The sequence below is a fragment of the Mesorhizobium sp. WSM4837 genome, from assembly GCF_055811435.1.
Genome location: NZ_JBVVQE010000009.1, coordinates 57,355 through 77,344, shown reverse-complemented (window position 1 = coordinate 77,344; position 19,990 = coordinate 57,355). Strand labels below are relative to the sequence as shown.

General features: G+C 61.8%; 21 protein-coding genes. 14 read left to right on the top strand and 7 right to left on the bottom strand.

All coding sequences use genetic code 11. From position 1 onward, the window contains the following. Nucleotides 1-46: 46 nt before the first annotated feature. The 8 genes from AC0L3D_RS07420 (at nucleotide 47) to AC0L3D_RS07385 (ending at nucleotide 8,413) form a co-directional block, all read left to right on the top strand. The gene (locus tag AC0L3D_RS07420) at nucleotides 47-985 is read left to right on the top strand and encodes a DUF2182 domain-containing protein (protein WP_473643665.1); all 939 of its coding nucleotides are present in this window, start codon (nucleotides 47-49) and stop codon (nucleotides 983-985) included. Nucleotides 986-997: 12 nt separating this feature from the next. Then, complete coding sequence (locus AC0L3D_RS07415; RefSeq protein ID WP_473643663.1) at nucleotides 998-1,612, top strand: DUF1326 domain-containing protein; 615 nt, start codon at nucleotides 998-1,000, stop codon at nucleotides 1,610-1,612. Next, nucleotides 1,609-2,445 (top strand): phosphatidylcholine synthase, encoded by an 837-nt coding sequence (gene pcsA / locus AC0L3D_RS07410; protein ID WP_287174826.1) that lies wholly within the window; start codon nucleotides 1,609-1,611, stop codon nucleotides 2,443-2,445. Before AC0L3D_RS07415 ends, pcsA begins: the two co-directional genes overlap by 4 nt. A 34-nt stretch (nucleotides 2,446-2,479) precedes the next feature. Continuing rightward, a complete protein-coding gene (locus AC0L3D_RS07405) occupies nucleotides 2,480-3,457 on the top strand; it encodes a quinone oxidoreductase family protein (protein WP_473643661.1) in 978 nt (325 codons plus the stop codon). A 229-nt stretch (nucleotides 3,458-3,686) separates the two neighbouring features. Beyond that, nucleotides 3,687-5,264: an ABC transporter ATP-binding protein gene (locus AC0L3D_RS07400; RefSeq protein WP_473643659.1), complete on the top strand. Its 1,578-nt coding sequence runs from the start codon at nucleotides 3,687-3,689 to the stop codon at nucleotides 5,262-5,264. After that, nucleotides 5,261-6,373 (top strand): ABC transporter permease, encoded by a 1,113-nt coding sequence (locus AC0L3D_RS07395; RefSeq protein WP_128169542.1) that lies wholly within the window; start codon nucleotides 5,261-5,263, stop codon nucleotides 6,371-6,373. The genes AC0L3D_RS07400 and AC0L3D_RS07395 overlap by 4 nt, the downstream gene beginning before the upstream one ends. After that, complete coding sequence (locus tag AC0L3D_RS07390; RefSeq protein ID WP_031255985.1) at nucleotides 6,373-7,293, top strand: ABC transporter permease; 921 nt, start codon at nucleotides 6,373-6,375, stop codon at nucleotides 7,291-7,293. Before AC0L3D_RS07395 ends, AC0L3D_RS07390 begins: the two co-directional genes overlap by 1 nt. Before the next feature lie 52 nt (nucleotides 7,294-7,345). Next, nucleotides 7,346-8,413, top strand: a complete 1,068-nt coding sequence (locus AC0L3D_RS07385) for a BMP family ABC transporter substrate-binding protein (protein ID WP_023801834.1) — start codon at nucleotides 7,346-7,348, stop codon at nucleotides 8,411-8,413. Between the two features lie 172 nt (nucleotides 8,414-8,585). Here the strand turns inward: AC0L3D_RS07385 and rimO are convergent, their stop codons facing one another. After that, the gene (gene rimO / locus AC0L3D_RS07380) at nucleotides 8,586-9,899 is read right to left on the bottom strand and encodes a 30S ribosomal protein S12 methylthiotransferase RimO (RefSeq protein ID WP_473643658.1); all 1,314 of its coding nucleotides are present in this window, start codon (nucleotides 9,897-9,899) and stop codon (nucleotides 8,586-8,588) included. Nucleotides 9,900-10,091: 192 nt separating this feature from the next. After that, nucleotides 10,092-10,778 (bottom strand): TerC family protein, encoded by a 687-nt coding sequence (locus AC0L3D_RS07375; RefSeq protein ID WP_473643656.1) that lies wholly within the window; start codon nucleotides 10,776-10,778, stop codon nucleotides 10,092-10,094. Between the two features lie 316 nt (nucleotides 10,779-11,094). On the opposite strand from AC0L3D_RS07375, the gene AC0L3D_RS07370 reads away from it, so the two are divergent. The 6 genes from AC0L3D_RS07370 to AC0L3D_RS07345 all read left to right on the top strand — a co-directional run bounded on the left by AC0L3D_RS07370 (nucleotide 11,095) and on the right by AC0L3D_RS07345 (nucleotide 14,693). After that, entirely contained in the window at nucleotides 11,095-11,889 is a 795-nt protein-coding gene (locus AC0L3D_RS07370) for a helix-turn-helix domain-containing protein (RefSeq protein WP_473628856.1), read from the top strand. A gap of 68 nt (nucleotides 11,890-11,957) precedes the next feature. After that, nucleotides 11,958-12,353 (top strand): SRPBCC family protein, encoded by a 396-nt coding sequence (locus AC0L3D_RS07365; protein WP_473643655.1) that lies wholly within the window; start codon nucleotides 11,958-11,960, stop codon nucleotides 12,351-12,353. Nucleotides 12,354-12,382: 29 nt separating this feature from the next. Continuing rightward, on the top strand, nucleotides 12,383-12,739 hold the full coding sequence (locus AC0L3D_RS07360) for a VOC family protein (protein WP_473628855.1): 357 nt from the start codon (nucleotides 12,383-12,385) through the stop codon (nucleotides 12,737-12,739). 246 nt (nucleotides 12,740-12,985) lie between these two features. Beyond that, nucleotides 12,986-13,567: a hypothetical protein gene (locus tag AC0L3D_RS07355; protein WP_023801828.1), complete on the top strand. Its 582-nt coding sequence runs from the start codon at nucleotides 12,986-12,988 to the stop codon at nucleotides 13,565-13,567. After that, nucleotides 13,564-14,157 (top strand): hypothetical protein, encoded by a 594-nt coding sequence (locus AC0L3D_RS07350; RefSeq protein ID WP_287174818.1) that lies wholly within the window; start codon nucleotides 13,564-13,566, stop codon nucleotides 14,155-14,157. The genes AC0L3D_RS07355 and AC0L3D_RS07350 overlap by 4 nt, the downstream gene beginning before the upstream one ends. Beyond that, complete coding sequence (locus AC0L3D_RS07345) at nucleotides 14,133-14,693, top strand: hypothetical protein (protein ID WP_473643652.1); 561 nt, start codon at nucleotides 14,133-14,135, stop codon at nucleotides 14,691-14,693. The genes AC0L3D_RS07350 and AC0L3D_RS07345 overlap by 25 nt, the downstream gene beginning before the upstream one ends. On the opposite strand, the gene AC0L3D_RS07340 is transcribed toward AC0L3D_RS07345, so the two are convergent. The 5 genes from AC0L3D_RS07340 to AC0L3D_RS07320 all read right to left on the bottom strand — a co-directional run bounded on the left by AC0L3D_RS07340 (nucleotide 14,674) and on the right by AC0L3D_RS07320 (nucleotide 19,956). Next, entirely contained in the window at nucleotides 14,674-15,825 is a 1,152-nt protein-coding gene (locus AC0L3D_RS07340; RefSeq protein ID WP_287260015.1) for a hypothetical protein, read from the bottom strand. The genes AC0L3D_RS07345 and AC0L3D_RS07340 overlap by 20 nt on opposite strands. 418 nt (nucleotides 15,826-16,243) lie before the next feature. Then, nucleotides 16,244-16,453 (bottom strand): hypothetical protein, encoded by a 210-nt coding sequence (locus tag AC0L3D_RS07335; RefSeq protein WP_023801824.1) that lies wholly within the window; start codon nucleotides 16,451-16,453, stop codon nucleotides 16,244-16,246. Between the two features lie 118 nt (nucleotides 16,454-16,571). After that, on the bottom strand, nucleotides 16,572-16,805 hold the full coding sequence (locus tag AC0L3D_RS07330) for a hypothetical protein (protein ID WP_023801823.1): 234 nt from the start codon (nucleotides 16,803-16,805) through the stop codon (nucleotides 16,572-16,574). A gap of 640 nt (nucleotides 16,806-17,445) precedes the next feature. Then, nucleotides 17,446-17,670 carry a hypothetical protein gene (locus tag AC0L3D_RS07325; protein ID WP_128169547.1) on the bottom strand — a complete coding sequence of 75 codons (225 nt, stop codon included), beginning with the start codon at nucleotides 17,668-17,670 and terminating at the stop codon, nucleotides 17,446-17,448. 567 nt (nucleotides 17,671-18,237) lie between these two features. Further along, nucleotides 18,238-19,956 (bottom strand): hypothetical protein, encoded by a 1,719-nt coding sequence (locus AC0L3D_RS07320; protein ID WP_473643651.1) that lies wholly within the window; start codon nucleotides 19,954-19,956, stop codon nucleotides 18,238-18,240. Nucleotides 19,957-19,990: the final 34 nt, after the last annotated feature.

Genomic DNA, 19,990 nt, shown 5'->3' with positions numbered 1-19,990 from the left:
CGATGCGAGGCGGTCGGTCCGACCTGAGGAGCATATAGATCAGATCATGCGGCTTGATCAACGCGGCGATTCGGCCCATTCGACTGCCATGACCGCCGAAGACCATGATTTCAGTCATCTCGACCGTTTCGGCCGCGCAGCGGCGAGCGTCTCGCGCAATCCTCGACTGGCGGTGAACATCGTTTTGGGCGCAGCCGTCGTCCTGGCATGGCTGCTGCTTGGCGCCATGGCCATACGTGGCGCCGAAAGCCGGGTTCCGGGCATCGATGCACCCGGCGACACGATGCTCAGGTATCTGCCGGGGCTGCCGCTGCCGGATTTTCTCGAGCGCTTCTTCAGCCTTTGTCTTGCACCTGCGCCGCTCGACGGCGGCGTCGGCGCGCAGGCCGGAGCGCTCATCGTCATGTGGTTCCTGATGGCGGTCGCCACCATGCTGCCTTCGGCGGCGCCGATGATCCGCACCTATTGCGAGATTGCCGATACCGCTCGGATCAAGGGCGAAGCGGTCGTCCATCCGCTGATCCTGGTCGCCGGTTACCTCAGCGTGTGGTTGGCTGCGTCGGCAGTGTTTGCGGCGCTGACGCTCATCGTTCACGCCTTCGCCTCATCTGTGCAGATGCTCGATCCGGTGGTCGGAGCGACAGGAGCGGCTGCGCTTCTGGTTGCTGGCCTCTATCAGTTCAGCGGCCTGAAGGAAGCCTGCCTGACAAAATGCAAAAGCCCGTTCTCGATCCTGTTTTCGAACTGGAGCGCGAGGCCCGGCCGCATTTTCCGGCTCGGCATGGAGCAGGGCGTCTGGTGCCTCGGCTGCTGCTGGGCGCTGATGCTGGTGATGTTCGCCGTCGGTGTGATGAACGTATTCTGGTTGGCGTTGATCGGCCTGTTCACCTTGATCGAAAAACAGACGGCGGGCAGGCTGCCAACCCGGGTCGCCGGTGCGATACTGCTTGTCTGGGCAACCGCCCTGCTAGTAGTCTCGGCATAGGGAGAGAATTCTATGGCGGATCAAGGCTGGGCAATGAAAGGAGAGTTGGTGCTCTCCTGCAATTGCACGGTTTTTTGTCCTTGCGTGCTCTCTCTCGGCAGTCATCCGCCGACCGAGGGCTGTTGTCAGACCTGGGCGGGGTTCCGCATCGATGCCGGCCATTTCGGCGAGGTCGAGCTTTCCGGCCTCAATCTTGGGCTGGTCATGGAAATCCCCGGCTATATGAGCCGCGGCAACTGGACCGCCGGACTGTTCATCGACAAGCGCGCCTCCGTCTACGCGGTAAAGGCGCTGACCAGGATTTTCACCGGCAAGGCTGGCGGGACCACCTCGCTGCTCTCCATCCTGGTCGGAAAGTTCCTCGGCGTCGAGCAGGCGCCGATCACCTATGAGACGCGCGACAGGACCCGAATCTTCCAGATCCCGAAGATCATCGATGGAGCCGTAACGCCGATTTCCGGCAAGGACCGCGACAAGGATACGGTGATCAGCAATTCGGAGTACTGGATCGCACCGGAAATCATCGTCGCCAGGTCCGACAAGAGCAAGATGCGGGCCTTCGGCCGCAACTGGAATTTTGCCGGCCGCTCGGCCGAAATCTGCAAGCTGGACTGGCGGGGCCCGTGAGCAAAAAAGCAACGGCCAGAAAAATCACGGCCGGAAAAATCACGGCCAGGAAAATCGCCGACAAGATTCCGAGGCCGAAGAAGAAAGTCACATGGCCGCAGGCGCGCGCGTTTTCGGTGCATCTGCTGACCGCATCAGGCTCGTTCCTGGCGTTCCTGTCGCTGGTGGCGGCGAGCGAGCAGCGCTGGACGGCGATGTTCTGGTGGCTGGGGCTGGCGCTGTTCGTCGACGGCATCGACGGGCCTATCGCAAGGAAGCTCGAGGTCAAGGAAATCCTGCCGACGTGGTCGGGCGAACTCCTCGACAACATCATCGATTACGTCACCTATGTGCTGATACCGGCCTTCGCGCTTTACCAGCGCGGCTTCATGGGCGAGGGCCTGTCGTTCCTGTCGGCGGCGATCATCGTCGTGTCGAGCGCGATCTACTATGCCGACACCGGGATGAAGACCAAGGAGAACTTCTTCAAGGGGTTTCCCGTGGTCTGGAACATGGTGGTGTTCACGCTGTTCGTCATCGAGCCGGGACAATGGGTTTCCTTCGCCGTGGTCGTGGTGGCCGGCATCCTGACCTTTGTGCCGATCAATTTCATCCACCCGGTGCGGGTGGCGCGGCTGCGGCCGATCAACCTTGGCATGACGCTGCTATGGTGCGCTTTCGGAGCGCTGGCGCTGGCGCAGGCAGCTCTTGCCGCCTTCTACGACCAGATCGGCGTCCTGGGCGAGCAGGTGAGTGTCTTCACCAAGATCGGCATCACGGTCACCGGACTTTACCTCGCATGCATCGGCGGTATCATGCAGCTCTTTCCAACGCTCGGCGCCAAGAAAACCTGATCCCATAGAGTCTGGTCCCAAGAGAGCCTCATCAATGTCCAAAGCAATACGCATCCACGCCCATGGCGGTCCGGAGGTCCTGACCTATGAGGACGCCGATCCGGGCCAACCCGGCTCGGGGCAAATCCTGGTCAGGCACACGGCGATCGGCCTCAATTTCATCGACGTCTATCATCGCTCCGGCCTTTACCCGCCGCCAGGCGGTTTCCCGCTGATACCCGGCGGCGAGGCGGCCGGGGTGGTGGTGGAAGTGGGCGCGGACGTCGACTGGCTGAAGCCGGGCGATCGCATCGCCTACGCCGTGACGACTGGCGCCTACGCCGAACAACGCGTGATCGCCGCCAATCGCGTCGTCAAGGTGCCGGACGGCATCAGCGACGAACAGGCGGCCGCCATGATGCTGAAAGGGATGACGGCGGAATATCTGCTGCGCCGTACCTTCGAGGTGAAGGCGGGCGACACGATCCTGTTTCACGCGGCGGCCGGCGGCGTCGGGCTGATCCTCGGCCAATGGGCCAAGCATCTCGGCGCAACCGTGATCGGCACCGCCAGCTCCGCCGACAAGATCGAGCTCGCCAAGGCGCATGGCTTCGACCACGTCATCAACTACCGCGAGCAGGACTTCGTCGCCGGCGTCCTCGCCATCACCGGCGGCAAGAAGTGCGACGTCGTCTATGATTCGGTCGGCAACGACACCTTTCCGGCTTCGCTCGACTGCCTGAAGCCGCTCGGCATGTTCGCCAGCTTCGGCCAATCGTCGGGACCGGTCCCGCCGTTCAGCATGTCCTTGCTGGCGCAGAAAGGTTCGCTGTTTGCAACCCGTCCAACATTGTTCGTCTACACCGCCAGGCGCGAAGACCTGGAGGCGTCCGCCGCCGCGTTGTTCGAAATCGTGCTCAGCGGCGCGGTCAAGATCAAGATCAATCAGCGCTACGCGCTCCAGGACGCCGGCAGGGCGCATTCCGACCTCGAAGGCCGCAGGACGACCGGGACAACCATTTTTGTCCCCTGAGCCTTGCCATCGCTTGGAGCGACCTGCGTCCACTTGGACGCACAAAAGCACGCTCTGACATTTTGAATCTGCGCATCGTGCTTTCCGAAAATCGATTTCGATTTTCGGGCCGATGCGTTAGGTTTCCGCTGAAATTCTTGAAGCTCTTTCAAGACGGGTGCCGCTTTGCGACGACAGCAGGCCACGCATACCATGCCTGCGGGAACACAGAACATATCTGGCAAACCAGATGGGAGGCACTGTGAGTGCAAATCAGGACGACGCCAACCTGCTTGAGGTTCGTGGCCTTACCAAGACGTTCGGCACACTGACAGCGTGCGACCATATCGATCTCATCGTCGCAAAGGGCGAAATCCATGCGTTGCTCGGCGAGAACGGCGCCGGCAAGTCGACGCTCGTCAAAATGCTGTTCGGAACGCTGGAGCCCAATTCGGGCGAGATTTTCTGGAACGGCAAGGCGGTCACGATCACCAATCCCGGCTTTGCGAAGAAGCTTGGCATCGGCATGGTGTTCCAGCATTTTTCGCTGTTCGAGGCACTGACGGCGGCCGAGAACATCGCGCTGTCGCTGGACGACGGTTCGCCGATCAGCACGATTGCCGCGAAGGCGAGGGCGCTTTCCTATAGCTACGGCCTGCCGCTCGATCCGCAATCGCTGGTCGGCGACCTCTCGGTCGGTGAGCGCCAGCGTATCGAGATCATCCGCTGTCTGCTGCAGACGCCACAACTCATCATCCTCGACGAGCCGACCTCGGTGCTGACGCCGCAGGAAGCCGACAAGCTGTTCGAGACGCTCGAACGGCTGCGCTCGGAAGGAAAGTCCATCCTCTACATTTCGCACCGGCTGGAAGAGGTCAAGCGTATCTGCGACCGCGCTACCGTGCTGCGCCACGGCAAGGTCGTTGGCCATTGCAATCCGCGCAAGGAAACCGCGGCATCGCTGGCGCGCATGATGGTCGGCAACGACGTGCAGGCCGTGGTGCGCGCGCCGGCCCAGGGTATCGAGACTGCGCAGCCGCTGCTTGAAATCCGCGCGCTCAGCCGCAAGCCCGCAACGCCGTTCTCGATCCCGCTCAGAAACATCAACCTGGCCGTACGCGCCGGCGAAGTGATCGGCATTGCAGGCGTCGCCGGCAACGGCCAGGGCGAGTTCTTCGAATCCGTTTCCGGTGAGGTGCCGCAGCAGGATGCCGCCTCGGTGCGTATCCGCGGCAAGGACGCCGGCCGCCTCAGCATCACCGGCAGACGGCTGATGGGCGCTGCCTTCGTGCCGGAAGAGCGGCTCGGCCACGGTGCAGCACCGCGCATGAAGCTTTCGGAAAACCTGCTGCTGTCGCGCCATGCCAGCGACGGCAAGGTTTTTGTCGGCGCCGGCGGAATGGTCAAAAGCGATGCGATCTATGCAGCTGCCCAACGCATCATCAAGGCGATGGATGTGCGCAAGAGCGCTGCGGACCCGGAGGCGGCAGCGCTTTCAGGCGGCAACCTGCAGAAATTCATCGTCGGCCGCGAACTCGACCGCAGGCCAAGCGTCATGGTCGTCAATCAGCCGACCTGGGGCGTCGACGCCGGTGCGGCCGCCCATATCAGGCAGACGCTTATCGAATTGGCGCGCAGCGGCTCGGCAGTGCTGGTCATCAGCCAGGATCTCGACGAATTGTTCGAGATATCCGACGCGATCGCGGTGATGCACAATGGCGAGTTGTCGAAGCCTTTGCCGATCGCCGAGGCGACGTTCGAAAAGATCGGACTGCTGATGGGCGGGGCCGAGCCGGGCCACGCCGAACACGCTCTGGAGACGTCATGATGCGCCTCGAACTCGTCAAACGGCCGCAGCGCTCGATGCTGTTCTCGGCGCTGTCGCCCTTCATTGCATTCGTGCTGACGATCATTGCCGGCGCCATCCTGTTCGCGCTGCTTGGCGTCAATCCCTTGAAGGCGTTCCAAATCTACTTCCTCGAGCCTGTCAGTCAGGTCTGGCAGCTGCATGAGCTGGCGATCAAGGCGGCACCGCTCATCCTGATCGGGGTCGGCCTGTCGGTTTGCTACAGAGCCAACATCTGGAACATCGGCGCGGAAGGCCAGTTCATCCTGGGCGGCATCGTCGGATCGAGCATTCCGGTGCTGTTTCCGCAGTTTGAAGGGCCGCTGGTGCTGCCGCTGATGCTGCTGTTCGGCATGGTCGGCGGTGCCGCCTACGCCGCCATTCCCGCCCTGCTCAAGGCGCGCTTCAACACCAACGAGATCCTGACCAGCCTGATGCTGGTCTATGTCGCGCAGCTGTTCCTCGACTGGCTGGTGCGCGGGCCGTGGCGCGATCCGAAGGGTTTCAATTTCCCGCAGACGATACAGTTCAACGACTCGGCGATATTGCCGGAACTGATGCCGGCCTCCGGCCGCGCCAATTGGGGTTTCGTGTTCGCGCTGGTCGCGGCGGTGCTGGTCTGGATCCTGATGAGCCGCATGCTGAAAGGCTTTGAGGTCCGCGTGCTCGGCTCAAGCCCCAGGGCAGGGCGCTTCGCCGGCTTCGGCATCCACCGGATGGTGTTCTTCGCCTTCATGCTGTCGGGGGCACTGGCCGGACTTGCCGGCATCTCGGAAGTCTCCGGCGCCATCGGCCAGCTGCAGCCGGTGATTTCGCCCGGCTACGGCTTTGCCGCCATCATCGTGGCGTTCCTCGGCCGGCTCAATCCATTAGGCATTGTCGCGGCGGGCCTGGTGCTGGCGCTGACCTATCTTGGCGGCGAGGCGGTGCAAAGCGCGCTCGGCATCTCCGACAAGGTGGCGCGCGTGTTCCAGGGCATGCTCCTGTTCTTCGTGCTCGGCTGCGACACGCTCATTCACTACCGCATTCGTCTGATCGGCCTGGCTGCGCCGACGCTTGAAGCCGCGCCGAAGCTGGAGGAGGCCCGCTGATGGACATCACCGTCAACATTCTTTTGACCATCGCAACCGCGGCGACGCCTTTGCTGATCGCGGCGATCGGCGAGCTGGTGGTCGAACGTTCCGGCGTGCTCAATCTCGGCGTCGAAGGCATGATGATCATGGGGGCGGTCGGCGGTTTCGGCGCCGGCTATCTCACCGGATCGCCATGGATCGGGTTGTTGGCGGCGATCGCCCTGGGGGCGGTGTTTTCACTGCTGTTCGCCGTCATGACCTTGTCGCTGGCCACCAACCAGGTTGCGACCGGCCTGTCGCTGACACTGCTCGGCCTGGGGCTTTCCGGCATGATGGGCACCAGCTTTGTCGGCCAGCCCGGCGCGAGGCTGCCAAACCTCGACATTCCCGGCCTGACAGCGATGCCCGTCGTCGGCAGGTTGCTGTTCGGCCAGGACCCGATCTTCTACATCTCGATTGCATTGACCGCCGCCGTCATGTGGTTCCTGTTCAAGACCCGCACCGGACTGACGCTGCGCTCGATCGGCGACAGCCACACATCGGCCCATGCACTTGGCATCAAGGTCATCCGCTACCGCTATCTGGCAGTGATCTTCGGCGGCGCCTGTGCGGGCCTTGCCGGGGGCCACCTGTCGCTGGTCTATACGCCGCAATGGGTGGAGAACATGACCGCCGGGCGCGGCTGGATTGCGCTGGCGCTGGTCGTGTTCGCATCATGGCGGCCATGGCGGGTGCTGGCGGGCGCCTATATCTTCGGCGCGGTCTGGATCGGCCAGCTTCATGCACAGGCTTTCGGCATTCCGGTTCCCTCGCAACTGCTTTCTTCGTTGCCTTATCTGGCAACCATCGTGGTTCTCGTTCTAATCTCGCGCAACAAGCGGTTGACGATGATGAACACACCGGCTTCCTTGGGGCAGCCATTCGTTCCGGATCGCTGACGATAAAAAGACAAACGGGAAGCTCCAAGGCTTAACTCAGAGAGGTAACACGATGAAAAAACTGCTTATTGCGCTGATGACCGCGGCGGCGGCATTGTCGCTGGCGGCGACCGCCGAAGCGCAGGAAAAGCTGAAAGCCTGTTGGGTCTATACCGGCCCGATCGGTGATTTCGGCTATTCGTACCAGCATGACCAGGGCCGCCTGGACGTGGAGAAGGCGCTCGGCGACAAGGTCGAGACCGCTTATCTGGAGAACGTCTCCGAGGGTCCCGATGCCGATCGTGCCTTCGAGCGCCTGGCGCGCGAAGGATGCAAGATCATTTTCGGTACGTCCTTCGGCTTCATGGACCCCGAAGTGAAGGTCGCCAAGAAATTCCCCGACGTGATGTTCGAACACGCGACCGGCTATAAGACATCAGAAAATCTCGGCATCTACAACGCACGCTTCTACGAAGGCCGCTACATCCTCGGCCAGATTGCCGCCAAGCAATCGAAGTCGGGCGTCGCCGGCTACATCGTTTCGTTCCCGATTCCCGAAGTGGTGATGGGTATCAATTCCTTCATGCTCGGCGCCCAGTCGATCAAGCCGGATTTCAAGGCGAAGATCGTCTGGATCAATTCATGGTTCGATCCGGGCAAGGAAGCCGATGCCGCCAAGGCTCTGTTCGACCAGGGCGCCGACATCATCGTCCAGCACACCGACTCGACCGCTGCCCTGCAAGTCGCCGAAGAGCGCGGACTGCAGGGTTTCGGCCAGTCTTCGGACATGATCAAGTTCGCCCCCAAGGCGCAGTTGACCTCGATCGTCGACGATTGGGGCCCGTACTATATCGGCCGGGTGAAGGCCGCGCTCGACGGCACATGGAAACCCGGCAATGTCTGGCTGGGCATCAAGGACGGCGCCGTTAAAATGGCCCCTTACACCAACATGCCCGACGACGTGAAGGCGATGGCGGAAGCCACCGAGAAGAAGATCGTCGAAGGATGGAACCCGTTCACCGGCCCGATCGCCAAGCAGGACGGCACGCCGTGGCTGAAGGAAGGCGAAGTCGCCGACGACCCGACGCTGCTCGGCATGAACTTCTACGTCAAGGGCGTCGACGACAAGCTGCCGCAGTAAGCGCAAGATGGGCCAAAGTCTTGACAGGAAGGGCGCCGCGCGGCGCCCTTTCGTTTAGCAAGAGCCCGAAATAGGGATCGATTTCGGGAAGGGACATGCGCAAAATCAGGTGCTATGTTATGCGGCGTCCTTTGTCGCCCGAAAGGACGCGGCGCCGTAGGGCGAGATGCGGTCAGACCGCTGAGCCGTAAAGATCGTAGGCGTCGGCACGGTCGATCTTGACGGTGACGACATCGCCGGCGCGCAACGGACGCCGCGACTGGATATGCACCGAGCCGTCGATTTCGGGTGCGTCGTATCTGGTGCGGCCCTTCGCCGAGGTGCCATGCGCCTCGTCGATCAGCACTGGCAGACGCTTGCCGACCTTCCTGGCGAGTTGCGTTGCCGAGATCTTCTGCTGGCGCTGCATGAAACGGTGCCAGCGCGCGTCCTTGATCTCCTGCGGTACCTGTTCGAGGCCGAGGTCGTTGGAGCGGGCGCCCCTGACCGGCTCGTATTTGAAGCAGCCGGCGCGGTCGATCCTGGCTTCGTCCAGCCAGTCGAGCAGCATCTCGAAATCGTCGTCCGTCTCGCCGGGGAAGCCGACGATGAAGGTGGAGCGGATCGCCAGATCCGGACAGATTTCGCGCCAGCCGCGAATGCGGTCGAGCGTCTTTTCGCCATGGGCGGGCCGACTCATGTTCTTCAGCACTCGCGGCGAGGCGTGCTGGAAAGGAATGTCGAGGTAGGGAAGGATCGTTCCTTCGGCCATCAGCGGGATGACATCGGCGACATGCGGGTAGGGATAGACGTAGTGCATGCGTACCCAGACGCCGAGCTTGCCGAGTTCCTCCGACAGATCGAGGAATTTGGCCCGCACTTCGCGATCGCCGAACATGCTGGTCTGGTATTTGATGTCGATGCCGTAGGCGCTGGTGTCCTGCGAGATCACCAGGATTTCCTTGACGCCGGCCTTGGCCAGTTTCTCGGCCTCGCTCAGCACGTCGGCCGCCGGCCGCGAAACGAGATCGCCGCGCAACGCCGGGATGATGCAGAACGTGCAGCGGTTGTTGCAGCCCTCCGAAATCTTGAGATAGGCATAGTGGCGCGGCGTGAGCTTGACGCCTTGCGGCGGCAAAAGGTCGACATAGGGATCGTGGCTCGGGGGCGCGGCCTCATGCACCGCAGCCATCACGCTCTCGTAGGCCTGCGGACCGGTGATGGCGAGAACGTTGGGATGTTTTTCGCGGATGACGTCCGGTTCGGCGCCGAGACAGCCGGTGACGATGACCCTGCCGTTCTCCGAAAGGGCGGAGCCGATGGCATTGAGCGATTCATCGCGAGCCGAATCGAGAAAGCCGCAGGTGTTGACGACGACCAGATCGGCGCCGTCATGCTTGCGCGCGATCTCATAGCCCTCGGCGCGCAGGCGCGTGATGATGCGCTCCGAGTCCACGAGGGCTTTGGGGCATCCAAGGCTGACGAAACTGACGCGAGGGGCAGACATTTGCGGTTTCCAATGGACGCGGGCCGGAAACCCTTAGGCCCGGCCCGGAAGTCTCGATGCATGTTGATCTTTTGAACTTTCGCAGAAGCTCAATTCGCACGGCGCAATAGCATAGTTCCGCAATCAGGCAAACCGAGGAATGGCTTGGCGCCTCGGGCGGGCCTGCACGCTAAGACCGGCACTGCTCAGGTTTCAATGACCGCCCGGCCCGAACCAGGGCGCCAGGAACGCAAACTGTTCGGGCCACTGCTGCACAGCACCATCCAGAAGCATCTTCACGGCGACATAGAAAATGATCACCAGGCCGATATAGGCGATCCAGCGGTACTTATGCAGGAGGCGAGCGACAAACGAAGCGGCGAAGCCCATCAGCGCAATCGACAGCGCCAAGCCGATGATCAGGACCGTCGGATGGTCCATCGCCGCGCCGGCGACTGCAAGGACGTTGTCGAGAGACATCGAAACGTCGGCAATGACGATCTGCCAGGCTGCCTGAGCGAAGGTCTTGCGCGGCCCCTTGCCGCCAATCGACCCGCTTTTGTCATAATCGACATTCGACAACGCTTCCGTCGCGTCATGTTCCTGCTCGTAGCTGACACGCAACTCGCGCCACATCTTCCAGCACACCCAAAGCAGCAGCAGGCCGCCGGCTATGAGGAGAATGGGGCCGATGGTGAGAAGCCACTGGGTGATCAGAGCGAAGAAGATGCGAAGCACGGTGGCCGCCGCAATGCCGACGAGAATCGCCTTCTTGCGCTGATCCGACGGCAGGCCCGCCGCAGCAAGGCCGATGACGATGGCATTGTCGCCGGCAAGCACAAGGTCGATGGCAATGACCTGGAGCAGGGCCGCGAGGCCGGCGGCGGTAAAAATTTCCATCAGCTGGAATTTCCTTGCTTGGTCGCCAATCGTTCGTGCCCGGACGCCCTAACGTGTATGGTTCCCGTGCGTCAAGGCTCCATGGCGATAAAGACGGCAAACTGCCTACCGAGGGCGACATCTCCAGCAGCCGGTGAAAGCTGCCAATCGAACAGCGCCCCGGTCGTCAAGACGCATTGCACCGCAGACGCCCGCTCACAGTGCAGGCCCCAAACGAGGGTTGGAGCACAGAGGACAGGGTTGAAGCCCGCCGCCAGCGCAATAGATTTCGGGGACCGAAGGGTACGATGCCTAAAGTTCCTCACAGGAGAGGCTCGTGACGTCCGACAACACACCCGTCCCTTCCCGGGCACCAATCCTTTCCGGGGCAATCGGGGAGTACCGCGAGTTCGATCCTGCGGCCGCACTCGAAGGGCATTTCCAGTGTGCCTGGTCCAATACATTGCGCCCGGACGCGGCGAGCCTGTCGGCCGTGGTCCCCGACGGCTGCGTCGACATCACCTGGATCGACGGCCATCTGGTCGTGGCGGGCCCCGACGTGGCCGTTGCCCTCTCTATTCTGACACCTGGCTCTACGGTGATCGGCGCCCGCTTCCGACCGGGTGCGGCAAGCCGATGGCTCGGCCTGCCGATGTCGGAAATCGTCGGCGGCCGGGTGGCGCTCAGCCACTTCTGGGGAGCGCTTGCGCGCGAAATCGCCGAAAAAATTGGCGAGGCGTCCTCGACGATAGAGCGGATGCGGGCGATGCAAGCGGCACTCTGCAGGCTTGCGCCGGATGTCGAGCCGCCGCCTGCGGACACGGGATTTGCGTTCAACGCGCTGAAAACCGAATCCGCCGGTCCGGGCATGGCGGTGATCCTCGACCGGCTCGGCGTCAGCCCGCGAACGCTTCGCCGCCGCTGCCAGGAGGCTTTCGGCTATGGCCCGAAGACGCTCGACCGCATCCTCCGCTTCCAGCGGTTCCTGAACCTGGCGCGGCAGTCCACCGAGCCGCGTTTGGCCGGTCTGGCGTTCGAGGCGGGCTATTCCGACCAGGCGCATCTGACGCGCGAGGTGCGGCGCCTGTCGGGCTTCTCGCCGGCGACGGTTCTGCGGCAGCTCGGCGCCTGAGCTGGCCGTTTCGTTCAATACGCCACCGCCAACGCGGCCTAGTCTGCCTTCGTTGAAAGGAGGCAGATATGACGATCTACAAATCCCGCATCATCACCGTGTCCATCGACCGGGACTGGCGCGAAGTCTATGACTTCGCCTTCATCCCTGAGAATTCCAGCGCTGGGCGGCAGGCCTCGGCAGGCGCTTCGAAAGATCGGGCGAGGAATGGACCGCGGAGGACCCCGACGGCCGGGCCATCCGCATCCGCTTCTCCCGGCCGAACGAATACGGCGTCCTCGATCACATCGTCTTTGCCGATGACAAGGAAACCCGCAATGCGGTGCGCGTGGTTCCTCGGGACCGGCGCGGAGGTCATGTTCGTGCTGTTGAGGACGCCGGACATGACGGAGGAGATATTCGCTGCCGACGCCGAGGCCGTGCAGCGCGACCTCAACAGCCTGAAGGCAATGCTCGAGCGCTGAGCATCCAAAAACCGCGAAAGGAGAAGATCATGGCCAAATCCAGCAACGACAAGCGCATCGATTATGTCGAGTTTTCCGTCGGCGACATCGCGCGCTCGCGCGACTTCTATGGAAAGGCGTTCGGCTGGTCCTTCAAGGACTACGGGCCGAGCTATTGCGAGTTCAACGACGGCCGCCTGACCGGCGGCTTCGCTCTGGGTGGCCAGGGCAAGGCGGCAGGCGGACCGCTGGTGATCCTTTATGCCGACAAGCTCGACGAGACCCAGCGCCATGTCGAGGAGGCCGGCGGAAAGATCGTCAAGCCCGCCTATTTCTTCCCGGGCGGCCGCCGCTTCCATTTCTCCGATCCGGACGGCTACGAGCTGGCCGTGTGGTCGGACAAGTGAAGAAGGTGAGGGGCGCCGAGCCGAGTCCGGTGCCTCTCGAATGGTTTGGGGGCGAATGGTTTAGGCGGGCCGCGCTCGGCGCCAGGAGCGGGGATTGAACACTGACCGGGCGAGCCACCAACGATCCGATTGCGCGGCTGGTGTCCCTGCGCTGAACCCCTTGGAGATGCCTGCCGCTGCTGTTGTAACAAATTGATCTCGCATCGTATAAGGCTGGCCTGAGGACCATCGCATACCGCACGGCGCATGACGGAACCGACACGAACGACAATACGGCAAAGGCTGTATGCTTTTTTGATTGCAGGCCTGGGCGGGCTGGCCGCATCGGCAATCTCGTTTTCAATGACGCTCTACGAAGCTGCCCATCCGCCAAAGGTGCCGGTTGTGCAGGCAGGCCAGCAAATCGATGCCGGTCGCTGGTTTGTGACCTTGCGAACGGCACGTGTCGGAACCGTGCCGCCGACAGGCGTTCCCCCATCGCGGCCCGTGCAGCTTGTGATGGTGGACATGGATGTGGTGAACCGTTCCGCCACCCCCAACAACGTGCTCCATCGCGTCGTCACGCTCAGCGCGCCGGCGCAAAAGCTGCCGATGCCAACGGGTTATCTCGATCGTGACAAGTATTTGGCGGGATATTTCAATCCCAACATGCCGGAACGCCTGACCATGGCCTGGGAGTGGCCGGCCGGTGTGCCCGTGCCCGACAAGGTGACGATCACCGTCACCGGCCAGATCTACAAGCTGCGCGACAATGTCTACGGCGCAAGCGGGTGGTTCGACCGTGATCCGGTTGCGACGGTCGACCTGCCGGTGGAGAAGGCGCCATGATGCGCATGCTGCGTTCGGCGCTGGCGCTGCTGTTGGCTGCCGCCGTGCTCTACGGCATGCAGCACACGCGCCCGCTGTACAGCGACATTACATCGCCGATAGTCGCTTCGGGCGGGATGAACAAGCGTGTGGAGGCCCGCGCCTTCGCGCTTTCGCTGGACAGCGCCAGGGTGGCGCGTGTTCTCAACGTCGAGACCTTCGGCAAGTCAAAGACCTACACGAGTTCCGGCGTATGGGTTGTGGTCGAAGGCGAGGCCGAGGCGAAATTCGAGACCCTGGGACTCACATCGGGCGAGTGGCTGAGCCGCAGCGGCATCCGTTATGTCCTGACCGACCGCTTGTGGGCGACGATCGAAATGATGCCGGGCGATGTCTACCAGCCCGGGCTGCCACGCCGGGTCCTTCTGGTGTTCGAAGTGCCGGAGGATGCCGTCGCCGACGGCACCGTCGTGGTCGCACCCACAAAATTGCTGCCGCTCGACGACGAGATCCGCATCGCCACGAACATTTCGGGCAAAGACATCGAGCCGGCGATCACCATCCGCCGCAACGAAGAAAGGCCGCCATGGACAGTTCTCCCGCAAAGGTGACGTCAACGCGCCGAGGCTGCTGGCTGAGCATGATGGCGCTGGTGGTCGCACTGCCTGCCGCGCTGGCCGTGCAGACGTGGGGAAGCATCAAGGACTGGCGCTCCCAACATCTGCGCCAGCCGCTATCTGCGAGCCTGGGGCAGCCGGTCGATTATGCCGGCGCCAGCTGGACCGTGACACGCTTCACCAGACTGGCAGGCAGCGCGGGCAGCGCCGTCGTGCTTGCCGAATTCGAAGCTCTCGCTGCTGACCCGAAAGCGCTCGGCTCGGTACCTTGCGAGGTGCGGCTTTCCGATGGCAGCAGTCGCGAATGGCGGCCAACCCTGTTTGCCGATCCGGTGGTCAGGAAACAGTATCCGGAGCACGAGCAACGGTCCCTGTGCGGCGGCATGGCATTCGCCGCGACGGAGCCCGGCAAACCGGCACGGATGGCTGCCAGTTTTTCGATCCCACCTGCGGCGAGCGGCCTCAGGCTGTCGATCGCCCTCTACTCGGGGCTGCCGAGTTATCTCAGCGTCAGCGAGCCGCGGACCTGACGCCATTCGCTTCGCCAGCCATGGCGACCGCGGTCTCGAGCACGGCTGCAAGCAGCGCGACCCGGACCGGATCGAGCAGGATTCCTCCGTCGAGGTCGCTAGGGCTGCCGATGAACAGGCTGATGGCATCGGCGAAGATCTGCCAGGTCCCGAGATCGTGCGCTCCGATCAGCCTGGTCAGGCCATACCATGTCCAGGCGCCGGCCCACGAGATGGCCTGATAGGCGATGACGAAGGCGACAAGCGTGGCCAGGCCGGCACTGAGCGTCAGTTTGACGCAAGTCCAGACCGGCGAATAGCGGCTGCGGTAACCGCCAACGAAGTGAGACGCGAAATCCTTCAGCCACTTCTGCCAGGAGCTCGCTCGGGATGGCGCAGGACCGGGAGCGGCCGGCGCGGAAAGCTCATAGCCGTTGATGATCGCCGCCATCACCAGCCAGACAATCGGCAGCAACGCGAAAAAGAATAGATTCTGAAGCTGCTCGCCGAAGGGAAGCGGCCGGAATTCAACGGGAACGAACTGGCCGGCTGCGACCGCCTGACTTACCGGCGCAAGCAAATCGAGGCTGAGCTGTTGCAGCGCGGCGCCTGCGCCAAGCCAGCGGATCAACTGGTCCTTCCATACGCCGAGCGCGTAGAGGCCGATGAAGACCCAGGTTGCGTCCGTCGCTACGATCAGCAGCCGCCAGTAGGGATGAGACGCCCGCGCATCCAGTCGCTTGGCGGCAAAACGCACCAGCCAGCAGATGACGATCGACAGTGCCACGCCGCTTGACTGAAGAATGGCGAAGATGTCGACGCTCTTGCCGAAATCGGCCTGGGCGAGCGCCATGCGCGAATATTCGCGAACCGTATCGCCAAGAAAACCCCAGGCGGCGTAATAGGCGAAGAACGGCAGGATCGCAGCGGCGGTAATCGCCAGGACCGGCTCGCGCTTTGTTTCGTCCACTGCCTTTTTGGCTTTTTGCCTCAGTGCCGCCACCGCCGGCATATGCGGCCGGAGCACCACGAACATCATGACCAGCACCGTAAGCTTGGCGAGGACCACCAGCGACAGCATGACCATTCCGCCTAGCGGGAATTGGAGGCCGATCGTCACGGCGCCCTGAAGCAGCAGACCACGAGCGATCATACCCAGGCAGCCGACAAGCAATAGCTGCGGCCAGCACTGGACAAGCAATCTCGCGGTTAAAGCAAGCGGCCGATATATGTCCTCAATTGCCGTGGTCATCGCGTCGGTTTCGTAGTCCGATCCTGGATTTTGTTTCACCAAACGGTCCGCCTTCAGACCGTTGCGATCAAATTCAAACCACCTGGGGTTGAATACGATCGGAGGTATCGCAAGTTCACCTCATCCGCCTTGCAGGCGATTGCAGCTGCGGTTCAATCATGGCATTTGGCGTCCGTCAAATCCGTTCATGGCGCAGCCATGCTCGGCCAAGTTGTTTCCGGGCGATCGGGGATCCCGTCATCGTCCAAATCAATTCATCAATTCGCCAAAACCCTTTGGAATCACGTGGAAATCGAACCTGGCTCTTAACTGCGTTGAGTTATTGCCATGCCCCGTGCGCAGTCAATAGCTTGTGCTTTTCGAAGATCGCCAGTTTCTGCGGATAAGTGATCCGCACCTTGGCGTTGCACCCGTCGCATCTGAAGTGGGCGATGGTTTTCAGCGCAGAGCCCTTCCTTACCGCCGGATGCGAGCAATCCGGACAAGCGAATGTGAGGGCAACATCAGACAGGTCTTCGGCCAAACCCATTTCCATCTCCTTCGCAAGCGCTGTGGCTACGCTGTGGCGAGACTCAAAAGGCAATTACGATGCCAATCCGGCTGTGCCAAAGCGGGACTGGAAAGATTCGTCAGGGAAAGCCGCCAAGCTAGCGCGCCTGTTCTGCGCCCTTTGAACGACGAAGCGACCTGACCTCCTCCAGCAGTTCGCGCTCACTGGTCGTAATGTTTCGGAAGATTGCGACAATCATCACCGCCAAGGCTTCGGCATCCCGGCTCAAAGGGTCGATGTGTTCATCTGCGCAAACCTGATCGTACACGCGTTCACAAATAGCCAGATCGTGAGGGCTGAGGCGGGTGCGATTGAAACGCCGGTGCGGCATTGCGAACCTTCGAGGCTCGCTGCCCGTGCAAAAGAAGCGGGCCTTTGCACAAACGCGAACGGTCGAGTGGTTGTTCCCGGCTGCAAGCTTCTGTTGCACCGACCACCGGCAGGATCCGCATCTCGCCTCCACGCAATTACGCCAACGTGCGTCGTGGGATGGCGTATAAATCCGTCTGTGGTCGTCATTTGACGACTGTTCAAAGCGGTATCCGTTGAGCATTCTCAGCGCCAAGCGCGGGGGCGGAGATGTTTTTCAAACAGAATCCACAGAATTCAATGGATCATCTAACAGACGATCCCATTATCCGCTGCGATATCGCAGATCGGGTATTAAAGGCCGCCGAGAGCGATGGAAATCTGCCGATTGCGTGGCGCGTGTACAGATCGCCGCAAGTTGCAGAAAAAACCCGTCAAACCCGCGCGTCTCCTGGTCCAATGCATGTTGCCCAAAAGCATGCCCTCGGGGCCGGACACGAGGGTGCGCAGCCGAGCGGCCGGCGCCGCTTGGGGGGCGTGGGGTAAGAACGCTCGACGGCGCCGGCCAGGCGGATTGGGGGTCCGCCGCCGTTGGATAGTATCGATTTTGGCAAATCAAGTAATTCCGTTATCGCGGAATGTCACGAGCCGGTCGACAACGCTCAGTCCTTTGCATCGTCATCGTCTTGCACAGGGCCATCGTTTTCATCTGCCGGGCTTTCAAACCCGGCCAACTGCCGGTCGGCCACTTCTTTGGCGAGGCCCACCAGGGCGTCGACCTCTTGCATCTGGTCCACATGACCGCCATTGGCGACATGTTTGCGGATCCTCTTCAGTTGGTCGGAGGTTCGTCGCAACGTTTGCGCGATTGACAGCTTCTTGGCCACGCCTGCATCTCCTGCATCCCAACCAACCATCCAGACGAGCAAGCGTTCCGGCGGGAAGGCTTTTGCGGCAAAAAAGTCGATACTCCATCGACCGGCTCGATACAGCCCTCGCAACTGCGACAGGCCGTCGTGGCATAAGGTGCGCCGCAATGGGTCAACATGTCTGGCACCGCAATTGCATGGGCATTGATGGGGGGCGAGTGGGGGCCCCGCCGCTTCGCAAATGGAGCGGCGGGGCTTTTTTGCGTTCTTCATTGGCAAGTGCACAATGATGCAGCAACTCACCAAAGATGATGCCTCTGGTGTGCTTGTTGGTTCTAATCCTGGAAGTCCGCGCCTTCCATTGAGCAAGTTCGAGTGGCCCGGCAGCTCTACTGGGGGACTGTCAGCAGGCCGCCGGGCCAAGACCAGCGGGCTTAAGAGGAGGCGCTGTGCTGGCTGAGCAAAATCTGCGCTCAAGACAACGCAATAGCATCATTCGAACGAACACTTCCGTCCATCCAGATCTCGTTGTTTTTGATGCCGGCTTCGACGCAGGGCAGGTGAGGGGCGGGCGCCGCTGACCTCTTAGTCGTCTGCGACGCCAAGGCCCGCTTTTCTTAGCGAGCCGAGGAACAACTCGACATCTTGCGGACGGGCCAACCGCGCCGAAACCACCTGGCGCATGTTCTTCACCAAATCAGGTTGATTTTGGTTCAGCCATGCGACCTCGCGATCAGCCGCGATTTTGTAGCCTCCCTCACCGAAAACGGCAGCGGCAAGCAAATGATAGATCGGATTCGACGGAAATGGCGATTTGTTGATCCACATAGCTGCCTGAGGATAATCCCCGCTGAAATACGAGCAAAGGGCCAGATCCACGTCATAGTAGCCTGGCCCCGGGTTCTTCTGACGCGCCTCCGCGATCAACTGGCATCCGTCATGCCAATTTCCAGAAACCGCCAGGCGCTCTCCATATTCGCCCATAAACTCGGTGTCGTTCGGGTTGATGGTCAAAGTCTGCTTGCCCACTTTCAATGCGGCATCGATCTCCTTGTGGAAATAGAGCGCAACCATTTCCGCCTGGCGTCCCCGGATGTTGACAGGATCAAGCCCCACAGATCGCCTTGCCGCCGCCAAGGCGCGATCGAGCGCAGCGGCGGACTCAGCGGGGTCGGCTGAAAACTCGAATCGGTAGTCATCTATGTAGATCAGCGAGAGAAGACCCCAAGCGGTGGCGTAGGTCGGAAAGCGGTCCACCGCCGTCTCAAGGCACGCGCGTACCGATGACCGGCTTTCTGCATCGACACCGACCCGATATGCGTAAAAAGAAAGCGTGCAAGAGTAGGCGGCCCAATCGTCGGGCGGATTGACGACGTGGAGATTGGCGTCTGCCTGGAAGATGACGCCATATGCCTGGGCCAGGCTCGATGACACATTACGCGCGATGTCCGTCTGGACCTCCACAAGCTGCGCCACTTTCAGCCCGCCATCATAGCTTTCTGCCCACAGAACCGAGTTGTCCGCCCGGTTGAGCAGCCGGACCCGAAGCCGGAAGGCATCGGTCGACAGGTTCACGCTTCCGGCCAGGACAAATCGTGCCGGCGAGATCGATGGATCCTCCCCCTTTGCGGCCGACTCCACGACCACGATATCCTTGAACTTGGAAAGCTGGCTGACGACTTCCTGCCTCAATCCACTGGCGATGGCCTTGGAGGCTTCCGTTCCTGAAAGGTCGTCAAACGTCTCGACCAGCAGTCGCGGGATCTCAGGCGAAGTCGGGCGAACGTCGCTCCTCGCCAATCCCAATGCCAGAACAGCCAATGCCGCGACGATTGCCGCAAGAGCCACCGTCAGCCATGATGCCTTCATCCATCGAGCAGGGGGCGGGACTTTCTCTGCCCGATTGAGCGGCAAGGCCGGCTCAATGGTCTCGAGGGGCGATCGCACCGAGAACGTTGGAACGTAACCGCCTTTCGCGATCGTGATGAGAATAGGATCGTCCTGTCCGGCAGTCAGGTAGTAACGCTCGAGCCCGCGCCGGAGGTGGCCAGCCTCGATGCGGACGATCGGATCCGTCTGCGGGTCGAAAGACATATCGCGTCCGAACACTTCGACTGCGATCGAATAGGCCTTGATACGATCACCGCGACCCGCCAGCGTCTCCTCCACCACATGGCTGAGGAAGCGGCGCTCGCGACCGGTTGCATCGAAGTCCGCGCTGTTGAGGATCCGGGCAAGCTGGGCACGACAATCCTCTGGGGCGAGCCTATGCTCCCTCCCTACGGCTGGTTCCGCCCGGATCACGTTGGTTCCCTCACCTGACGTTCTGGGGGTGACC

Bases quoted from the DNA above. Each gene is read 5' to 3' on its own strand.
- AC0L3D_RS07405 (WP_473643661.1), top strand. From the start codon at position 2,480: ATGTCCAAAGCAATACGCATCCACGCCCATGGCGGTCCGGAGGTCCTG.
- AC0L3D_RS07400 (WP_473643659.1), top strand. From the start codon at position 3,687: ATGGGAGGCACTGTGAGTGCAAATCAGGACGACGCCAACCTGCTTGAG.
- AC0L3D_RS07395 (WP_128169542.1), top strand. From the start codon at position 5,261: ATGATGCGCCTCGAACTCGTCAAACGGCCGCAGCGCTCGATGCTGTTC.
- AC0L3D_RS07345 (WP_473643652.1), top strand. From the start codon at position 14,133: ATGGACAGTTCTCCCGCAAAGGTGACGTCAACGCGCCGAGGCTGCTGG.
- AC0L3D_RS07330 (WP_023801823.1), bottom strand. From the start codon at position 16,805: ATGCCGCACCGGCGTTTCAATCGCACCCGCCTCAGCCCTCACGATCTG.
- AC0L3D_RS07385 (WP_023801834.1), top strand. From the start codon at position 7,346: ATGAAAAAACTGCTTATTGCGCTGATGACCGCGGCGGCGGCATTGTCG.
- AC0L3D_RS07375 (WP_473643656.1), bottom strand. From the start codon at position 10,778: ATGGAAATTTTTACCGCCGCCGGCCTCGCGGCCCTGCTCCAGGTCATT.
- rimO (WP_473643658.1), bottom strand. From the start codon at position 9,899: ATGTCTGCCCCTCGCGTCAGTTTCGTCAGCCTTGGATGCCCCAAAGCC.
- AC0L3D_RS07360 (WP_473628855.1), top strand. From the start codon at position 12,383: ATGGCCAAATCCAGCAACGACAAGCGCATCGATTATGTCGAGTTTTCC.
- AC0L3D_RS07390 (WP_031255985.1), top strand. From the start codon at position 6,373: ATGGACATCACCGTCAACATTCTTTTGACCATCGCAACCGCGGCGACG.
- AC0L3D_RS07365 (WP_473643655.1), top strand. From the start codon at position 11,958: ATGACGATCTACAAATCCCGCATCATCACCGTGTCCATCGACCGGGAC.
- AC0L3D_RS07350 (WP_287174818.1), top strand. From the start codon at position 13,564: ATGATGCGCATGCTGCGTTCGGCGCTGGCGCTGCTGTTGGCTGCCGCC.
- AC0L3D_RS07420 (WP_473643665.1), top strand. From the start codon at position 47: ATGCGGCTTGATCAACGCGGCGATTCGGCCCATTCGACTGCCATGACC.
- AC0L3D_RS07355 (WP_023801828.1), top strand. From the start codon at position 12,986: ATGACGGAACCGACACGAACGACAATACGGCAAAGGCTGTATGCTTTT.
- AC0L3D_RS07415 (WP_473643663.1), top strand. From the start codon at position 998: ATGGCGGATCAAGGCTGGGCAATGAAAGGAGAGTTGGTGCTCTCCTGC.
- AC0L3D_RS07340 (WP_287260015.1), bottom strand. From the start codon at position 15,825: ATGATCGCTCGTGGTCTGCTGCTTCAGGGCGCCGTGACGATCGGCCTC.
- AC0L3D_RS07335 (WP_023801824.1), bottom strand. From the start codon at position 16,453: ATGGGTTTGGCCGAAGACCTGTCTGATGTTGCCCTCACATTCGCTTGT.